The sequence below is a fragment of the Brevundimonas aurantiaca genome, from assembly GCF_014199955.1.
Taxonomy (GTDB): Bacteria; Pseudomonadota; Alphaproteobacteria; order Caulobacterales; family Caulobacteraceae; genus Brevundimonas; species Brevundimonas aurantiaca.
This window is the reverse complement of the sequence record NZ_JACHOQ010000002.1, coordinates 402375-418747: the sequence shown is the minus strand read 5'-3', so window position 1 is coordinate 418747 and position 16373 is coordinate 402375. Positions and strand designations below refer to the sequence as shown.

Annotated in this window: 18 protein-coding genes; 17 read left to right on the top strand and 1 reads right to left on the bottom strand. The window is 66.4% G+C overall.

All coding sequences use genetic code 11. The annotated features are described in order from the left end of the window. Positions 1-106 precede the first annotated feature (106 nt). The 16 genes from nuoF to GGQ93_RS06035 all read left to right on the top strand — a co-directional run bounded on the left by nuoF (position 107) and on the right by GGQ93_RS06035 (position 15631). Entirely contained in the window at positions 107-1420 is a 1314-nt protein-coding gene (gene nuoF, locus GGQ93_RS06110; protein ID WP_183215777.1) for an NADH-quinone oxidoreductase subunit NuoF, read from the top strand. A gap of 2 nt (positions 1421-1422) precedes the next feature. Further along, a complete protein-coding gene (locus tag GGQ93_RS06105; RefSeq protein WP_054765533.1) occupies positions 1423-1914 on the top strand; it encodes a hypothetical protein in 492 nt (163 codons plus the stop codon). Then, positions 1914-3959 (top strand): NADH-quinone oxidoreductase subunit NuoG, encoded by a 2046-nt coding sequence (gene nuoG / locus GGQ93_RS06100; protein ID WP_183215775.1) that lies wholly within the window; start codon positions 1914-1916, stop codon positions 3957-3959. Before GGQ93_RS06105 ends, nuoG begins: the two co-directional genes overlap by 1 nt. Before the next feature lie 3 nt (positions 3960-3962). Beyond that, complete coding sequence (nuoH, locus tag GGQ93_RS06095; protein ID WP_054765535.1) at positions 3963-5042, top strand: NADH-quinone oxidoreductase subunit NuoH; 1080 nt, start codon at positions 3963-3965, stop codon at positions 5040-5042. Then, positions 5043-5276, top strand: coding sequence for a hypothetical protein (locus GGQ93_RS06090; RefSeq protein WP_183215773.1), 234 nt, complete (start codon positions 5043-5045; stop codon positions 5274-5276). It begins immediately after the preceding gene. Then, entirely contained in the window at positions 5273-5506 is a 234-nt protein-coding gene (locus GGQ93_RS06085; protein ID WP_183215770.1) for a hypothetical protein, read from the top strand. The genes GGQ93_RS06090 and GGQ93_RS06085 overlap by 4 nt, the downstream gene beginning before the upstream one ends. Next, entirely contained in the window at positions 5506-5997 is a 492-nt protein-coding gene (gene nuoI / locus GGQ93_RS06080) for an NADH-quinone oxidoreductase subunit NuoI (protein ID WP_054765538.1), read from the top strand. Before GGQ93_RS06085 ends, nuoI begins: the two co-directional genes overlap by 1 nt. Before the next feature lie 71 nt (positions 5998-6068). Beyond that, positions 6069-6695: an NADH-quinone oxidoreductase subunit J gene (locus GGQ93_RS06075; protein ID WP_183215768.1), complete on the top strand. Its 627-nt coding sequence runs from the start codon at positions 6069-6071 to the stop codon at positions 6693-6695. Further along, on the top strand, positions 6695-7003 hold the full coding sequence (nuoK, locus tag GGQ93_RS06070) for an NADH-quinone oxidoreductase subunit NuoK (RefSeq protein ID WP_166620544.1): 309 nt from the start codon (positions 6695-6697) through the stop codon (positions 7001-7003). The genes GGQ93_RS06075 and nuoK overlap by 1 nt, the downstream gene beginning before the upstream one ends. A gap of 2 nt (positions 7004-7005) precedes the next feature. Next, positions 7006-9099, top strand: coding sequence for an NADH-quinone oxidoreductase subunit L (gene nuoL, locus GGQ93_RS06065; RefSeq protein ID WP_183215766.1), 2094 nt, complete (start codon positions 7006-7008; stop codon positions 9097-9099). 4 nt (positions 9100-9103) lie between these two features. Beyond that, positions 9104-10588, top strand: coding sequence for an NADH-quinone oxidoreductase subunit M (locus GGQ93_RS06060; RefSeq protein ID WP_183215764.1), 1485 nt, complete (start codon positions 9104-9106; stop codon positions 10586-10588). 8 nt (positions 10589-10596) lie between these two features. Continuing rightward, positions 10597-12039 (top strand): NADH-quinone oxidoreductase subunit NuoN, encoded by a 1443-nt coding sequence (nuoN, locus tag GGQ93_RS06055; protein ID WP_183215762.1) that lies wholly within the window; start codon positions 10597-10599, stop codon positions 12037-12039. 4 nt (positions 12040-12043) lie between these two features. Beyond that, on the top strand, positions 12044-12793 hold the full coding sequence (locus tag GGQ93_RS06050; RefSeq protein ID WP_183215759.1) for a biotin--[acetyl-CoA-carboxylase] ligase: 750 nt from the start codon (positions 12044-12046) through the stop codon (positions 12791-12793). Next, positions 12790-13569: a type III pantothenate kinase gene (locus GGQ93_RS06045; RefSeq protein WP_183216102.1), complete on the top strand. Its 780-nt coding sequence runs from the start codon at positions 12790-12792 to the stop codon at positions 13567-13569. Before GGQ93_RS06050 ends, GGQ93_RS06045 begins: the two co-directional genes overlap by 4 nt. Continuing rightward, positions 13570-15243: a ribonuclease J gene (locus tag GGQ93_RS06040; protein WP_183215757.1), complete on the top strand. Its 1674-nt coding sequence runs from the start codon at positions 13570-13572 to the stop codon at positions 15241-15243. Between the two features lie 49 nt (positions 15244-15292). Continuing rightward, complete coding sequence (locus tag GGQ93_RS06035; RefSeq protein ID WP_183215755.1) at positions 15293-15631, top strand: DUF3088 family protein; 339 nt, start codon at positions 15293-15295, stop codon at positions 15629-15631. Positions 15632-15640: 9 nt separating this feature from the next. Here GGQ93_RS06035 and GGQ93_RS06030 read toward each other — a convergent pair whose 3' ends face one another. Continuing rightward, entirely contained in the window at positions 15641-15994 is a 354-nt protein-coding gene (locus GGQ93_RS06030) for a 5-carboxymethyl-2-hydroxymuconate Delta-isomerase (RefSeq protein ID WP_183215753.1), read from the bottom strand. Between the two features lie 76 nt (positions 15995-16070). Here GGQ93_RS06030 and GGQ93_RS06025 point away from each other — a divergent pair, with 76 nt between their 5' ends. After that, positions 16071-16337 (top strand): DUF1467 family protein, encoded by a 267-nt coding sequence (locus GGQ93_RS06025; protein WP_183215750.1) that lies wholly within the window; start codon positions 16071-16073, stop codon positions 16335-16337. The last annotated feature ends 36 nt before the right edge of the window (positions 16338-16373 follow it).

Here is a 16373-nt window from a genome sequence, read left to right as displayed (position 1 = left end):
ACCCAGCCCTGAACCGCGTCAGCCGCCGCCCGGCCAGCGCGATCTCGGCCTCGAACGCCAGTCCGCTCTCGGTCCCCCCCGTCGGCGTAGACGCAGGAGCAGCCTGATGGTCGGCATTCTCGAAGACAAGGACCGCATCTTCACCAACCTGTACGGCTTCCATGATTGGACGCTGGACGGAGCCAAGAGCCGCGGCGCCTGGAACGCCACCAAGGACATGCTGGACCTTGGCCGCGACTGGATCATCAACAACGTCAAGGCGTCCGGCCTGCGCGGCCGTGGCGGCGCCGGCTTCTCGACCGGTCTGAAGTGGTCCTTCATGCCCAAGGAAGTGAAGGATCGCCCTCACTACCTGGTCGTCAACGCCGACGAATCCGAGCCCGCGACCTGCAAGGACCGCGAGATCATGCGCCACGATCCGCATCTGCTGATCGAAGGCTGCCTGATCGCCAGCTTCGCCATGCAGGCCCACGCCTGCTACATCTATCTGCGCGGCGAATATGTGCTCGAGCGCGAGCGGATGGAGGCGGCGGTCAAACAGGCCTATGAGGCCAGGCTGATCGGCAAGGACAACGTCCACGGCTGGGACTTCGACGTCTATATCCACCACGGCGGCGGCGCCTATATCTGCGGTGAAGAGACCGCCCTGCTGGAATCCCTCGAAGGCAAGAAGGGCCAGCCCCGTCTGAAGCCGCCGTTCCCTGCTGGCGCGGGCCTGTACGGCTGCCCGACCACGGTGAACAACGTCGAGTCGATCGCCGTCGTCGGCACCATCCTGCGTCGCGGCGCGGACTGGTTCGCCGGCTTCGGCCGTCCGAACAACACCGGCACCAAGCTGATGTCGCTGTCGGGCCATGTGAACACGCCCTGCGTCGTCGAAGAGACCATGTCGATCCCGCTGCGTCAGCTGATCGAAGAGCACGGCGGCGGCGTTCGCGGCGGCTGGGGCAGTCTGAAGGCCATCATCCCCGGCGGCGCCTCCTGCCCGGTCATCACGCGCGAACAGGCGGAAACCGTGCTGATGGACTTCGACTCCATGCGCGAGGTTCGCTCGTCGTTGGGCACCGCCGGCGTGACCGTGATGGACGAGTCCACCGACATCGTGAAGGCGATCGCCCGCATCAGCTATTTCTTCAAGCATGAGAGCTGCGGCCAGTGCACGCCGTGCCGCGAGGGCACCGGCTGGATGTGGCGCGTGCTGGAGCGTATGGCCGTGGGCGAGGCTGATCCGTCGGAAATCGACCTGCTGCTGGACGTCGCCGGTCAGGTCGAGGGCCACACCATCTGCGCCCTGGGCGACGCGGCGGCCTGGCCGGTTCAGGGCCTGATCCGTCACTTCCGTCACGAGATCGAAGAGCGTATCGCCAACTACCGCAGCCGCCGCGCGAACTTCGCCGGCCATGCGATCGCGGCGGAGTAGGAATGCGCCGCTTGTCCGCCCTCGTGATCGGAGCCTTGGCTCTCGCCGCTTGCGGCGAGCGCGAGGCTGCGCCCACGCCTGCGGAAAAGGTCGCGGCTGCGGCCAAGCCGTCCGACGCCGTGAAGACGGCGCCGGCGGTCCTGACGCCCGCCGATCTGCGCCGGGTCTGTCGCGCCGGCCTCGCCGCCATTCACGGGCAGCAACCCGGCGCCGTCGCCATCGACGGCGTGGAGGGCGAGGTGGTGCACGCCTCTTGGCGCGCGCCGGTCGACGGCGGCCGGATGCGCGCTGACTGCCGCGTCGAGAAAGACCTGATCGTGTGGAAACCGCTCGATCTGCCCGATCCAACCTTCGTGCGCTGGATGAACCAGTCGGACGATCCGGTGGTCCGCTACGTCATGGACGGCGAGACGATCACCATCACCCAGACCCTCCCGGATGGGACGACGGAACAGGCCGAATTGGCCGTTCCTGCTGAAGAAGAGGCCCGCTGATGCCAGTCGCCAAGGTCAACGGCGTCGAAGTTGAGTTCGAGCCCGGCATGACCGTGCTCCAGGTCGCCGAGCGCGCGGGGCAGGAAATCCCGCGCTTCTGCTACCATGAACGCCTGTCCATCGCCGGCAACTGCCGCATGTGCCTGGTCGAGGTGAAGCCCGGACCGCCCAAGCCCCAGGCTTCGTGCGCGCTTCCGGCCGCCGACGGCCAGGAGATCTTCACCGACACCCCGATGGTGAAGAAGGCCCGCGAAGGCGTGATGGAGTTCCTGCTCATCAACCACCCGCTGGACTGCCCGATCTGCGACCAGGGCGGCGAGTGCGACCTGCAGGACCAGTCCATGGCCTATGGCCGCGACGGTTCTCGCTATGCCGAGAACAAGCGCGCGGTCGAAGAAAAGAACATGGGGCCGACGATCAAGACCTTCATGACGCGGTGCATTCAGTGCACCCGTTGCGTTCGCTTCATCACTGAGGTCGCGGGCGTGCCGGACATCGGCATGATCTCGCGCGGCGAGGACGCCGAGATCACCACCTATCTCGAGAAGTCGGTCGCCTCGGAGCTGTCGGGCAATGTCAACGACCTGTGCCCGGTCGGCGCCCTGACCCACCGGCCCTGGCAATACCACTATCGTCCGTGGGAACTGAAGAAGACCGAGACCATCGACGTCATGGACGGCCTGGGCTCGAACATTCGCGCCGATTACCGCGGCTCCGAGGTCATGCGGGTCCTGCCGCGCGTGAACGAGGGGATCAACGAGGAGTGGCTGTCGGACAAGAGCCGCTATGTCGTCGATGGCCTGACCGCGCGCCGCCTGGACCGCCCCTGGATCCGCGAGAACGGCAAGCTGCGCGCCGCCACCTGGAACGAGGCGCTGGACGCCGTCGCCGCCAACCTGAAGGCCGCCTCGGCCGACCGCATCGGCGTCATCGCCGGCGACCTTCAGGACGCCGAGTCGATGAAGGCGACCCTGGACCTGTTCCGCGCCCTGGGCTCCAAGAACACCGACTGCCGCCAGGACGGCACCGCCCTGGGCTATGGCCCGCGCGAGGGCTGGCTGTTCAACTCCGGCCTGGAAGGCATTGAAAAGGCGGACGCCATCCTGATCGTGGGCGCCAACCCGCGCGTCGAGGCGCCCCTGCTGAACGCCCGTCTGCGCAAGAGCTGGATCAAGGGCGGGGTCGAGATCGGCGTCATCGGCGAACAGGCCGATCTGACCTTCGACTACGCCTATCTGGGCGCCGGGTCGAAGACCCTGGCCAAGCTGCCCAAGTCGGCGATGGACTTCCTGGCCAAGGCCGAGCGGCCGGCGATCATCGTCGGCTCCGGCGCGCTGAACGGGGAGGGCGGCGCCGCCGTCCTTAACGCCCTGGGCGCCCTGGCCAAGAAGGTCGGGGTCGTGACCGACAGCTGGAACGGCTTCAACGTCCTGCACCACGCCGCAGCGCGCGTGGCCGGCCTGGACATGGGCTTCGTGCCGGCCGAGGGCGGCTTGACGGCAGCGGAGATGCTGAAGCCGGGCGCGCTGGACGTGCTGTTCCTGCTGGGCGCCGACGAGGTCGATCCGACCGGTTCGAACGCCTTCCGCGTCTATCTGGGCAGCCACGGCGACCGCGGCGCGCACGGCGCCGACGTCATCCTGCCGGGCGCGGCCTATACCGAGAAGTCGGGCCTGTATGTGAACACCGAGGGCCGGGTGCAGATGGCCGAACGCGTCGTCTTCCCCAAGGGCGAGGCCAAGGAAGACTGGGCGATCATCCGCGCCCTGTCCGCCCGCGTCGACCAGACCCTGCCGTACGACACCCTGGACCAGCTGCGCGCCAAGCTGATGGCCGATCATCCGACCTTCGGCCGGATCGACTATCTGCCGACGCCGGCCGCCTTTGACCCGTCGAAACTGGGCGTCAAGGGCGACCTGGGTGACCGGGCCTTCACCTCGATCGTCGCCGATCCCTATCTTTCCAACCCGATCGCGCGCGCCAGTGCGACCATGGCCGAACTGTCCGCCCTGCGGATCGCCCCGGTCGCGATGGCGGCGGAGTAAGTCATGGACGCTGCTACCTCCTTTTGGGCCACGCCCGGCGGCTGGACGCTGATCACCCTCGGTCAGATCCTGCTGATCACCGTCGGCGTCCTGGTCGCCGTCGCCTTCCTGCTGCTGGCCGACCGCAAGGTCTGGGCCTCGGTGCAGATGCGCAAAGGGCCGAACGTCGTCGGCCCCTTCGGCCTGCTGCAGTCCTTCGCGGACATGATCAAATTCGTGCTGAAGGAGGTGGTCATCCCCTCCGGCGCGGACAAGGCGGTCTTCATCCTGGCGCCGATCATCACCGTCGTCCTGGCCTTCATGGCTTGGGCGGTGATCCCCTTCGCGCCGGGCTGGGTGGTGTCGGACCTGAACGTCGGCATCCTGTATATCTTCGCCGTGTCCTCGCTGGGCGTGTACGGCATCATCATGGGCGGCTGGGCTTCGAACTCGAAGTATCCGTTCCTGGGATCGCTGCGTTCGGCGGCCCAGATGGTGTCCTATGAGGTCTCGCTGGGCCTGATCATCATCAATGTGATCCTGCTGGCCGGCACCATGAACCTGTCGCAGATCGTGGAAGGCCAGAGCGGCTATTTCTGGAACTGGTACGCCTTCGGCGGCGGGCAGGGCACCTGGCCCCTGATCGTGATCCTGTTCCCCATGTCGATCGTCTTCTTCGTCTCGGCCCTGGCGGAAACCAACCGCCCGCCGTTTGACCTGCCCGAAGCGGAGTCGGAACTGGTGGCCGGCTATCAGGTCGAATACAGCTCGACCACCTATCTGCTCTTCATGATGGGCGAGTACGTCAACATCGTCTTCATGTCGGCGATGATGACCATCCTCTTCTTCGGCGGCTGGAACCCCGGCTTCCTGTCGCAGGAGACGCTGGACGACCTGCCGGCCTGGATCGCCTATACGATCTATCTGCTGACCTTCGTCACCAAGACGGTCTTCTGGTTCCTGGCCATCGCCCTGGTGAAGGCCTTCGTGCCTCGCTTCCGCTATGATCAGCTGATGCGGCTGGGCTGGAAGATCTTCCTGCCCGCCTCTCTGGTCGCCGTGGTGGTCACTGCCGCCTGGCGCGTCTTCGCGGTGGGGGCCTAGATGGTCTCGCGCGCCGTCATCCTGGCCATGGCCGCGTCGGGGGGGCTCGCCGCCTGCACCTTCGCGCCCATTCCCGCACCGGCGCCGACCGATCCCGCCGCGTCGCTGGAGCGGCGCGAGGACGGAGCGCGCCGTGACGGCGAGACGGTCAATCTGTGCCGGATGATGAACCGCGACGATCCCCGCTATAAGACGATGGACTGCAAGGACGTGCTGCGGAGGGTCGGAGCATGACCCGTCTGATCCTCCCGCTGCTGGTCCTCGCGCCCGTGATGACGGCCTGCGCGCCCGACACCCGGATGCCTGAATCCGGCTATCAGTGGCAGCAACGCCAGGAGCGGATCGAGCGCGAATGGCGCGCCGCCCAAAGCCAGGTTCCAGCCCAGACCCCGACCAAGACCCAGGCCGTCGCCCCGGCCCAGACTTCAACCAACGGCGCCCCGGCGCCAGAGGATCGCTCGTGATGTTCACCCGTATCGCCCAGGCCGCCAAGGGCGCGATGATGCTCGACGCCATCGGCGCCATCGGCCTGACCCTCAAATACATGGCCCGCCCCAAGGCGACCGTGAACTATCCGTTCGAGCGGAACCCGCAATCGCCTCGCTTCCGCGGCGAACACGCCCTGCGCCGCTATCCGAACGGTGAAGAGCGCTGCATCGCCTGCAAACTGTGCGAGGCCATCTGCCCGGCCCAGGCCATCACCATCGAGGCCGAGCCCCGCGCCGACGGCAGCCGCCGCACGACCCGCTACGACATCGACATGGTCAAATGCATCTACTGCGGGCTGTGCCAGGAGGCCTGCCCGGTGGACGCCATCGTCGAGGGCCCGAACTCGGAGTTCACCGTCGAAACGCGCGAGGAGCTGCTGTACGACAAGGCCCGGCTGCTGGACAACGGCGACCGCTGGGAACGCCATATCGCTAAGAATCTGGAACTCGACGCGCCTTACCGCTAAGGCGCTCACGCTAACGGGTCGGCGATTCCCAAACGGGGTCACGACCGAGACGAAAGGGGCCTCGTCCCGACATGCTGCAAGGCATAGCCTTCTATCTGCTGGCGGCGACCGCCGTGGTGTCAGGCCTTCTGGTCGTGACCGCGCGCAATCCCGTGCACAGCGTTCTCTTCCTGATCCTGGCCTTCTTCTCCTCGGCGGGTCTGTTCGTCCTTCTCGGCGCCGAGTTCCTGGCGATGCTGCTGGTCGTCGTCTACGTCGGGGCTGTGGCGGTGCTGTTCCTGTTCGTCGTCATGATGCTGGACGTCGACTTCCTGAAACTTCGGGGCGGCTACGCCCGCTATCTGCCGATCGGGGCCATCGTCGCGGCGGTGCTGCTGTTCGAGATGATCCTGGTGTCCATCGCCGTGGTTCAGGGCGGAGCGACCGCCGGCCTGACGGCGCCGGGCGCGCCGAGCGCCGACATGACCAATGTCGAGGCGATCGGCCGGGTGCTCTATACGGACTATGTCTACTTCTTCCAGGCGGCGGGGATCGTGCTGCTGATCGCCATGATCGGCGCCATCACCCTGACCCTGCGCCACAAGCCGCATATCAAGCGCCAGAACATTTCGGACCAGGTCAACCGCTCCGCCGCCAAGGCGATGGAGGTCAAGTCGGTGCAGACCGGGCAGGGCGTCTCGCCCGAGGAGCTTCTCTGATGGACATCGGTCTCATCCATTATCTCAGCGTGGCGGCGATCCTGTTCACCATCGGGGTCTTCGGCATCTTCGTGAACCGCAAGAACGTCATCATCATCCTGATGTCGATCGAGCTGATCCTGCTGGCCGTGAACATAAACTTCGTCGCCTTCTCGACCTATCTGAACGACATCAGCGGGCAGATCATGGCCATGTTCGTCCTGACCGTCGCGGCGGCCGAGGCCGCCGTCGGCCTCGCCGTTCTGGTGACCTTCTTCCGTAACCGCGGCGACATCGCCGTCGACGACGCCTCCGTGATGAAGGGCTGAGCGTGAACCTCCACACCCTGATCATTCTCGGGATCTTCGCCCCGCTGCTGGGCGCGACCGTCGCCGGCCTGTTCGGCCGCCGGATCGGCAATATCCCGTCGCAGGCCGTCACCACGGGCCTGCTGTTCTTCTCGTGCGCCGTCGCCTGGACGGTGTTCGGCCAGTGGACCTGGGGCCATCTGGAGCCCTTCACCATCCGCCTGGCGCCCTTCATCAATGTGGGGGACTTCCAGTCGGCCTGGTCGATCCGCATCGACGCCTTGTCGGCGACCATGCTGATCGTGGTCACCAGCGTCTCCTCGCTCGTGCACCTCTATTCCTGGGGCTATATGGCCGAGGACGACAGCCGTCCGCGCTTCTTCGCCTATCTGTCCCTCTTCACCTTCATGATGCTGGCGCTGGTGACGGCCGCCGACTTCATGCAGATCTTCTTCGGCTGGGAAGGCGTGGGTCTGGCCTCCTATCTGCTGATCGGCTTCTGGTACAAGAAGCCGACCGCCAGCGCCGCCGCCATCAAGGCCTTCGTGGTCAACCGGGTCGGCGACTTCGGCTTCGTGCTGGGGATCATGACCGTCTTCTGGATGTACGGCACGATCGAGTTCGCCGAACTCTTCCCGCTGGTCGCCTCCAAGGCGGGCACGACCTGGGAGTTCCTGGGCGTCCAGTGGTCCGCCCTGGATCTGGCCGGCTTCCTGCTGTTCATCGGCGCCATGGGCAAGTCGGCCCAGTTCTTCCTGCACACCTGGCTGCCGGACGCGATGGAAGGCCCGACCCCCGTTTCGGCCCTGATCCACGCCGCCACCATGGTGACCGCCGGCGTCTATATGGTCTGCCTGCTGTCGCCGATCTATGAATACGCCCCCGGCGCATCGCAGATCATCGCCATCATCGGCGCGATTACGGCCCTGTTCGCCGCCACGGTCGGCCTGACCCAGAACGACATCAAGCGGGTCATCGCCTATTCGACCTGTTCGCAGCTGGGCTACATGTTCTTCGCGGCGGGCGTCGGCGCCTATCAGGCGGCCATGTTCCACCTGTTCACCCACGCCTTCTTCAAGGCCCTGCTGTTCCTGGGCGCCGGTTCGGTGATCCACGGCATGCACCACGAGCAGGACATGCGGAAGATGGGCGGCCTGTGGAAGCTGCTGCCGATCACCTATGCCGTCATGACCATCGGCACCATCGCCATCACCGGCCTGGGCATCCCCGGCGTCGGCGGCTTTGCCGGCTTCTATTCGAAGGACTCGATCATTGAGAGCGCTTACGCCTCGGCCGCCAGCGGCCATAGCGCAGTCGGCCTGTTCGCCTTCTTCGTCGGCATCATCGCCGCCGGTCTGACGGCCTACTATTCGTGGCGCCTGGTCTTCATGACCTTCCACAACAGACCTGTGTGGAAGGAAGAGGGCGACGCCCATCATGCGGACGACCATGCCTCGCACGCCCAGCTGGAAACCCATTCCGAGCCGGCGGCCGAAGCGCACGCCCATGACGCGCATGACGATCACGCCCACGACGACCACGGCCCGCTGCAGCCGCACGAGAGCCCTTGGGTCATGCTGGTTCCGCTGATCCTGCTGTCGGTCGGCGCCGTGGCGGCGGGCTTCGTCTTCGCGCCGCACTTCATCGGCCACCACGAGCATGAGTTCTGGCGTGGCGCCATCTTCACCGGCGAGCACAATCATGTGCTGCACGAAAGCCACGAGGTTCCGACCTGGGTGAAGTGGTCGCCCCTGATCCTGACCCTGATCGGCACGGCCTTCGCCTACTGGATCTATGTGGCGCGCGAGGGCATGGGCCGTCGCATGGCCGAGCGGGACGGCGCGATCTACCGCTTCCTCTACAACAAGTGGTACTTCGACGAGTTGTACGACTTCGTCTTCGTGCGCGGCTTCCGCGCCCTGGGCGACGCCTTCTGGAAGATCTTCGACGTGAAGATCATCGACGGCTTCGGTCCCAACGGCGCCGCCTGGGCCTCGCTGAAATCGGCCGGCTGGCTGTCCAAGTTCCAGTCCGGATTCCTCTACTACTATGCCTTCGTGATGCTGCTCGGGGTGGCTGGTCTGCTCACCTTCGCCATCCTCGCGTGGGGAGCCTGATCCCGTGCCCTACATCCTGAGCCTCGTTACCTTCCTGCCGCTGGTCGGCGCCCTGGCGATCTATCTCGCCCGGCTGGCCTCCAAGTCCCAGGACGCCGCCGCCCCGGCCGCGCGCTGGATCGCTCTGCTGACGACCCTGGTCGTCCTGGGCGTCTCGGTCGTGCTGGTCGCCGGTTTCGACCCGTCGAACACCGCCTATCAGTTCGTCGAAATGGTCCCCTGGTTCGCCGGGGCCAGCTATCATCTGGGCGTCGACGGGGTATCGGTGCTGTTCGTCCTGCTGACGGCCTTCCTGATGCCGATCTGCATCCTGGCCAGCTGGAAGTCGATCGAGACGCGCGTCGTCGAATATATGATCGCCTTCCTGATCCTGGAGACCCTGGTCATCGGCGTCTTCACGGCCCTGGACCTGTATCTCTTCTACATCTTCTTCGAAGGCACCCTGGTGCCGATGTTCCTGATCATTGGCATCTGGGGCGGGGCCAACCGGATCTACGCGGCCTACAAGTTCTTCCTCTATACCCTGCTGGGGTCGGTGCTGATGCTGCTGGCCATGCTGTGGATGTCGCACACCGCCGGCACCACCAGCATTCCCGAGCTGAAGCAGTACGCCTTCAGCCCCGCCGTTCAGCCCCTGCTGTGGCTGGCCTTCTTCGCCTCCTTCGCGGTGAAGATGCCGATGTGGCCTGTCCATACCTGGCTGCCTGACGCTCACGTGCAGGCGCCGACGGCGGGCTCGGTCATCCTGGCCGGCATCCTGCTGAAGCTGGGCGGTTACGGCTTCATCCTGTTCAACGTGCCCATGTTCCCGGTCGCGTCCGAGATGTTCCGCCCCCTGGTCTTCACCCTGTCGGTGATCGCCATCGTCTACACCTCGCTGGTCGCCTGGCGTCAGACCGACATCAAGAAGCTGATCGCCTATTCGTCGGTCGCCCACATGGGCTTCGTGACCCTGGGCATCTTCTCGGGCAACGATCAGGGCATGCAGGGCGCCGTCTTCCAGATGATCAGCCACGGCCTGATCTCGGGCGCGCTCTTCCTCTGCGTCGGCGTGGTCTATGACCGGATGCACACGCGGGAGATCGCCTTCTATGGCGGCCTGACCTCGCGCATGCCCTGGTTCGCCGCCATCTTCCTGATGTTCACCATGGCAAATGTCGGCCTGCCGGGCACCTCGGGCTTCATCGGCGAAGTCCTGACCATGACGGGCGCCTATCAGGCCTCGACCTGGGCGGCCCTGGTGGCGGCGTCGGGCGTCATCTTCTCGGCGGTCTACGCCCTGACCCTGTATCGTTCGGTCATGTTCGGCGAGATCACCAATCCGAAGCTGATGACCATCGCCGACATCGACAAGCGTGAGCTTGCGCTGTTCGTGCCGCTGATCGTCGGCGCCCTGTGGCTGGGCGTCCATCCGGCCGCCGTTCTCGATTACACCGGGCCCGCCGTTGAGGCCCTGACCAGCGCCTATCGCGCCGCGATCGGCGGGTGAGACCAAGCATGCCTGATCTGTCCTCCGCCCTGCACCTCGCCGCCTCGGAGCTGACCCTCGCGGTCGGCGCCCTGGTCCTGCTGATGGTCGGCGCCTTCATCGGCGACAAGAGCGCCCGGCTGGTGTCCGTCCTTTCGGTCCTGCTGCTGATCGCCGCCGCCGTCGTCGCCGTCATGGGACCGTGGGGCGTCGCCTTCAACGGCGCCTATGTGGCCGACCCCCTGGCCATCTACGGCAAGAGCGTCATCTATCTGTCCGCCGCCGTGGCCGTCGTGCTCGGCGACGGCTGGATGAAGCGCACCCGCATCGCCAAGTTCGAATATCCGGTCCTGATCGTTCTCGCGGCGGCCGGCATGGGGATGATGGCCTCCTCGGGCGATCTGATCTCCATGTATGTCGGCATCGAGCTGCATTCGCTGGCCTTGTACGTCCTGGCCGCCTTCCACCGCGACGACGCCAAGGCGTCGGAAGCGGGCCTGAAGTATTTTGTGCTCGGCGCCCTGTCGTCCGGCCTGCTGCTGTACGGCGCCAGTCTGATCTACGGCTTCGCCGGCTCGATGCGCTTTGAGGACATCGCCGCTTTCGCCCAGGACCATCCGGGCCCGGGCCTGGTGTTCGGCCTGGTCTTCCTGATCTGCGGCCTGGCGTTCAAGGTTTCGGCGGCCCCCTTCCACATGTGGACGCCTGACGTTTACGAAGGCGCCCCGACCCCGGTCGTGGCCCTGTTCGCCACCGCGCCCAAGATGGCCGCCATGGTGCTGATCGCCCGCGTTTTGGAAGGCGGCTTCGCCGAGGCCCACGCCCAGTGGTCGCAGGTCCTGATCGCCATCTCCCTGCTCAGCTTCGTGGTCGGCGCCTTCGGCGGCATCGCCCAGAAGGACATCCAGCGTCTGCTGGCCTATTCGTCGATCGCCAACATCGGCTACGCCCTGCTGGGCATCGCCGCGGGCACCAGTGCGGGCCTTCAGGCCATGCTGATGTTCATGACCCTGTATGTCATCGACCAACTGGGCTTCTTCGCCATCCTGCTCAGCCTGTCCAAGTCGGGCCGCCCGATCCGACGCGTCGCCGATCTCGCCGGTCTGAAGAAGGATCGTCCGGTCACCGCCGTGGCCCTGACCGTCCTGTCCTTGTCGGTTCTGGGCATGCCGCCGCTGTCGGGCTTCTGGGCCAAATACTATGTGTTCGGGGCCGCAGCATCGGCCGGCCTGTGGCCGGTCGCCGCCGTCGGTCTGGTCGCCTCGGTCGTCGCCGCCTTCTACTATCTGCGGATCATCAAGCTGATGTGGTTCGATGCGCCCGTGGACGAGATCGTGACCGACAAGGCCTCGCCGGAAACCAGCCTGATCGGCTGGGCCTGCGCCGCCTTCGCCTTCCCCCTGGTGATCGTCGGTCTGGCCTGGCTGGAGCCGCTGACCCGGGTTGCGAGCGCCGGCTTCGGGAACGGTTAGGGCGTTGACGCCCGCCCCCTTGGTCATCCTCGACGAGATCGACTCGACCAACGCCGAGGCCCGGCGTCTCGCCGAGGCCGGAGAAGCCGGGCCGCGCTGGATCGTGGCTCGGCGCCAGACCGCCGGTCGCGGTCGCCGCGGCCGCAAGTGGGAGACCGAACAGGGCAACCTGGCGGCCACCCTTTTGATCACCACGCCCAAGTCGGCGGCCGAGGCGGCCCAGGCCACCTTCGTCGCCGCCCTGGCCGTCGCCGACCTGCTGGACGTCTTCGTCTCGCCGGCCCTGGTCTCGATCAAATGGCCGAACGACGTCCTGCTGGACGGGGTCAAGGTCTCCGGCATCCTGGTCGAGTCCGGCTCCCATGCGAACGGCGACCTGTGGCTGGCCGTCGGCATCGGCGTGAACCTGGCCCATGCGCCGGACAATACGGAGCGCGGCGCGACTGCGGTCGCCGAGCGTCTGCGCGCCGACCTGGCCTTCGCTCCCCCCATCGAGGCCGCCGCCGAGATCCTGGCCGAGACCTTCGCCGTCTGGTGGGGCCGCTGGCAGACCCTGGGCTTCGAGCCTGTGCTGGACGCCTGGACCAGCCGGCTGACCGGCCTTAACGGCCCCTGCGTCGCGCGACTGGACAATGAGACCCTGGAAGGCGTGGCCGAGGGTGTCGAGGCGGACGGGGCGCTGCGTCTGCGTCTGACCGACGGCTCCGTGCGGCTGATCTCGGCGGGCGACGTCTTCTTCGGCAAGGCGAACTGATGCTGCTCGCCATCGAACAGGGCAACACCAATACGCTGTTCGCCGTTCACGACGGTTCGGACTGGATCGCCCAATGGCGCGCCGCCACAGAGGCCAGCCGCACCGCCGACGAATACGCCGTCTGGCTGAACCAGCTGATGGTCATGAAAGGGCTTCAGTTCGCCGCTCTGACCGGCTGCATCATCTCCAGCGTGGTGCCCCAGTCGATCTTCAATCTGCGCAATCTGTCGCGCCGCTATCTGAACATCGAACCCCTGGTGATCGGCGAGAACGCCGAGCTGGGCATCGACATCCGCATCGCCAAGCCCAGCGAAGCCGGCGCCGACCGTCTGGTCAATGCGATAGGGGCCAAGCTGGTCTATCCGGGCGACCTGATCGTGATCGACAGCGGCACGGCCACCACCTTCGACATCGTCGCCGACGACGGCGCCTTCGAGGGCGGCCTGATCGCGCCGGGCATCAATCTGTCGCTCCAGGCCCTGCACGAGGCGGCGGCCAAACTGCCGCGCATCGCCATACAGAAACCCGAACACGTCATCGGCAAGGGCACGGTCGAGGCCATGCAGTCCGGCGTCTTCTGGGGCTATATTTCATTGATCGAAGGCCTTGTCGCGCGCATCAAGGCGGAATGGGCGCGGCCCATGACCGTCATTGGAACCGGCGGGGTCGCCAGCCTGTTCGAAGGCGCGACCGACAGCATCGATCACTTCGATCCCGACCTGACTATCCGCGGCCTCCTCGAAATCTGGCGTCGTAACGCCCATTTGACGGACTGAATGAAAAAGCAAACCCAAGACGAACTCGTTTTCCTGCCGCTGGGCGGCTCGGACGAGGTCGGTATGAACCTCAACGCCTATGGCTTCGGGCCAGAGGCTGATCGTGAATGGCTGATCGTCGACGTCGGCGTCACCTTCGGCGACCTGTCGACGCCCGGCGTGGACGTGATCGTGCCGGATCCCACCTATCTGGAAGGGGAGACGATCAAGGGCATCGTCCTGACCCATGCGCACGAAGACCATATCGGGGCCCTGGGCTGGCTGTGGCCGCGGCTGAAGGCGCCGGTCTATGCGACGCCCTTCACCGCCTATCTGATCCGCGACAAGCTGCGCGAGCGCGGCATTCTGGACGAGGTCGAACTGATCGAGGTTCCCCTGGGCGGAACCGTCGACATCGGCCCGTTCGGCGTCACCTTCGTCAACATGACCCATTCGATCGCCGAGCCCAGCGGCCTGGCCATCGACACCCCCCTGGGCACGGTGTTCCATACCGGCGACTGGAAGATCGACAACCAACCGGTCATCGGGACCAAGACGGACGCCCCGACCATCCGCGGCCTGGGCGACGAGGGCGTCCTGGCCATGGTCTGCGACTCGACCAATGTCTTCGTGCCGGGCGTGGCCGGGTCGGAAGGCGACGTGGCCGTGGCCCTGGGCAAGCTGATTTCGACCCTGAAGGGCCGGGTCGCCGTCGGATGCTTCGCCTCCAACGTCGCGCGGATGGACAGCGTCATCCGCGCCGCCGAGGCCTGCGGCCGTCGCGTCGCCCTGGCCGGCCGTTCGATGCACCGGATCACGGCCGCGGCCAAACACGTCGGCATGCTGCAGGACGTGAAGCCCTTCCTGTCGGACGAGGAGGCGCGCGTCTGGCCCGCCGACCAGATCCTGTACCTGTGCACCGGCAGCCAGGGCGAGGCGAGGGCGGCCCTGTCGCGCGTCGCCGACGGCACGCACCCGGTCGTGAAACTGGGCCTGGGCGACCACTGCATCTTCTCGTCGCGCCAGATCCCCGGCAACGAACTGGCCATCGGCAATCTGCAGGACCGTCTCGCGGACCGGGGCGTGCGCCTCTACACCGAGAAGGATCACCCCGGCATCCACGTCTCCGGCCACCCGTGTCGCGATGAACTGAAGCAGATGTACGACTGGGTGCGGCCGCAGATCGCGGTGCCGACCCATGGGGTGCGCCGCTTCCTGCTGGAGCACGCCAACCTGGCCAAGGAGGTCGGGGTCAAGGAGACGGTGACGCCGCGCAACGGCGACATGGTCCGACTGGCGCCCGGTCCGGCCCAGATCATCGACGAAGTGCCGAGCGGCCGCCTCTATGTCGACGGCGGCATGCTGGTGACTGAACAGGGCGAGGCCCTGAAGGAGCGTCGCCACGCCTCGACCAACGGGGTGCTGATCGTCAGCTTCGCCCTGGACAAGCGCGGCCGGATCGTCAGCGACATCGACATTCGCAGCGTCGGCCTGCCGGGCGATACCGCCACGCCTCTGGGCGACGCCCTGGACAATCTGGCCGAGCGGGTCGAACAGGTGGTCAAGAGCCTGAAGGGCGAGGCCCTGGAGGACGAACTGGTCATCGAACAGGCCGTCGCCCGCGTGCTGAAGAAGGCCAGCCAGCAGATCTGGGATCGCCGTCCCATCGTCGAGACGGTCGTCCTGCGGGTCTGACGGCGCCGCCCTCTGGCGCTTCGGTCATGAGCCGATCTATATCGCGCTCATGGCCGAACGACTCTTTCTGCTGAACCCCGACTGGCATGACGATCAGGGCGGACCCTGGTTCTGCCCGCCCGGCGCCTATATCGAGGGCGTCCTGGCCTTCTATCCCCAGCTGCGGGAGGCGCTTGAGGTGGTCTATCTGGACCACCCCCGGCCGCGCGCGCCAGTCGTCGCCGAGGTCGGCGAGGCGCATCAGAGCTGCCCGATCCTGATCCTGGACGGCGAACTGGACTGGCCCGAGGCCCAGGTCAGCGAAACCACCGGCCGCCGCTTCCTCCAGGACCACGCCATCGCCCCCTATCTGGCGGCCCGCTACGGCGTGGGCCGCCCGCATCCCTGAGGGCGCGCCTCAGCCGAGCGTGGCCTTGCGATAGGTCTCGTTCAGCTCGAACACCTCGGCCGAGACCTCGACCTTGCGCGTGACGCCGGCCAGGGCGGCCGTCAGGATCTCCAGCACGCGTTCGCTCAGCGCGCTCTTCTGCTCAGGCGTGCGGCCCAGCATCAGGCCGATGCGGCAGGCCAGCATGGCGGTCTCTGGCGCGTCGTCGGCGATGACGACATGATCCAGGGCGATCAGCCGGGTCTTGCAGGCCGACAGGGCGGCGCCGGCGATCTCGACGGCGGCCTGGTGGATCTCCAGCGCGATCGGGGTCCAGTCGGCCTCGGCCAGGTGGCGGGTGTATTCCAGGGTGATCTGCGGCATGTCGGGGACTCGTCGTGGGGAGGCTGATCCTCTAGACCGGTTTCAACCGGACGCCAAAGTTCCGACAGGAGGTTTCATGCCCATCGGCCCCGCCACCATGTTCGGCATCTACATCATCGTCTGGTGGACGGTGCTGTTCGCGGTCCTGCCGCTGGGAACCTCGCGCGAGACCCATACTCCGCCGACCGACGGCGCCCAATGGGGCGCCCCGACCACGCCGAACCTGAAGCGCAAATTCATCACCACCACCTGGGTGTCGGTGATCGTCTGGGCCTTCGTCATGGTGCTGATCTTCACCGGCTGGCTGCCCCTGCCGGACTTCTCGCGCGCCCCGGCTCTCTAAACGCCATCCCGGCCTAGCTTTCGCCCCGGTCCAGCG

Bases quoted from the DNA above. Each gene is read 5' to 3' on its own strand.
- nuoH (WP_054765535.1), top strand. From the start codon at position 3,963: ATGGACGCTGCTACCTCCTTTTGGGCCACGCCCGGCGGCTGGACGCTG.
- GGQ93_RS06040 (WP_183215757.1), top strand. From the start codon at position 13,570: ATGAAAAAGCAAACCCAAGACGAACTCGTTTTCCTGCCGCTGGGCGGC.
- nuoK (WP_166620544.1), top strand. From the start codon at position 6,695: ATGGACATCGGTCTCATCCATTATCTCAGCGTGGCGGCGATCCTGTTC.
- nuoN (WP_183215762.1), top strand. From the start codon at position 10,597: ATGCCTGATCTGTCCTCCGCCCTGCACCTCGCCGCCTCGGAGCTGACC.
- GGQ93_RS06025 (WP_183215750.1), top strand. From the start codon at position 16,071: ATGCCCATCGGCCCCGCCACCATGTTCGGCATCTACATCATCGTCTGG.
- GGQ93_RS06085 (WP_183215770.1), top strand. From the start codon at position 5,273: ATGACCCGTCTGATCCTCCCGCTGCTGGTCCTCGCGCCCGTGATGACG.
- GGQ93_RS06030 (WP_183215753.1), bottom strand. From the start codon at position 15,994: ATGCCGCAGATCACCCTGGAATACACCCGCCACCTGGCCGAGGCCGAC.
- nuoG (WP_183215775.1), top strand. From the start codon at position 1,914: ATGCCAGTCGCCAAGGTCAACGGCGTCGAAGTTGAGTTCGAGCCCGGC.
- GGQ93_RS06075 (WP_183215768.1), top strand. From the start codon at position 6,069: ATGCTGCAAGGCATAGCCTTCTATCTGCTGGCGGCGACCGCCGTGGTG.
- GGQ93_RS06035 (WP_183215755.1), top strand. From the start codon at position 15,293: ATGGCCGAACGACTCTTTCTGCTGAACCCCGACTGGCATGACGATCAG.
- GGQ93_RS06090 (WP_183215773.1), top strand. From the start codon at position 5,043: ATGGTCTCGCGCGCCGTCATCCTGGCCATGGCCGCGTCGGGGGGGCTC.
- nuoI (WP_054765538.1), top strand. From the start codon at position 5,506: ATGTTCACCCGTATCGCCCAGGCCGCCAAGGGCGCGATGATGCTCGAC.
- GGQ93_RS06105 (WP_054765533.1), top strand. From the start codon at position 1,423: ATGCGCCGCTTGTCCGCCCTCGTGATCGGAGCCTTGGCTCTCGCCGCT.
- nuoF (WP_183215777.1), top strand. From the start codon at position 107: ATGGTCGGCATTCTCGAAGACAAGGACCGCATCTTCACCAACCTGTAC.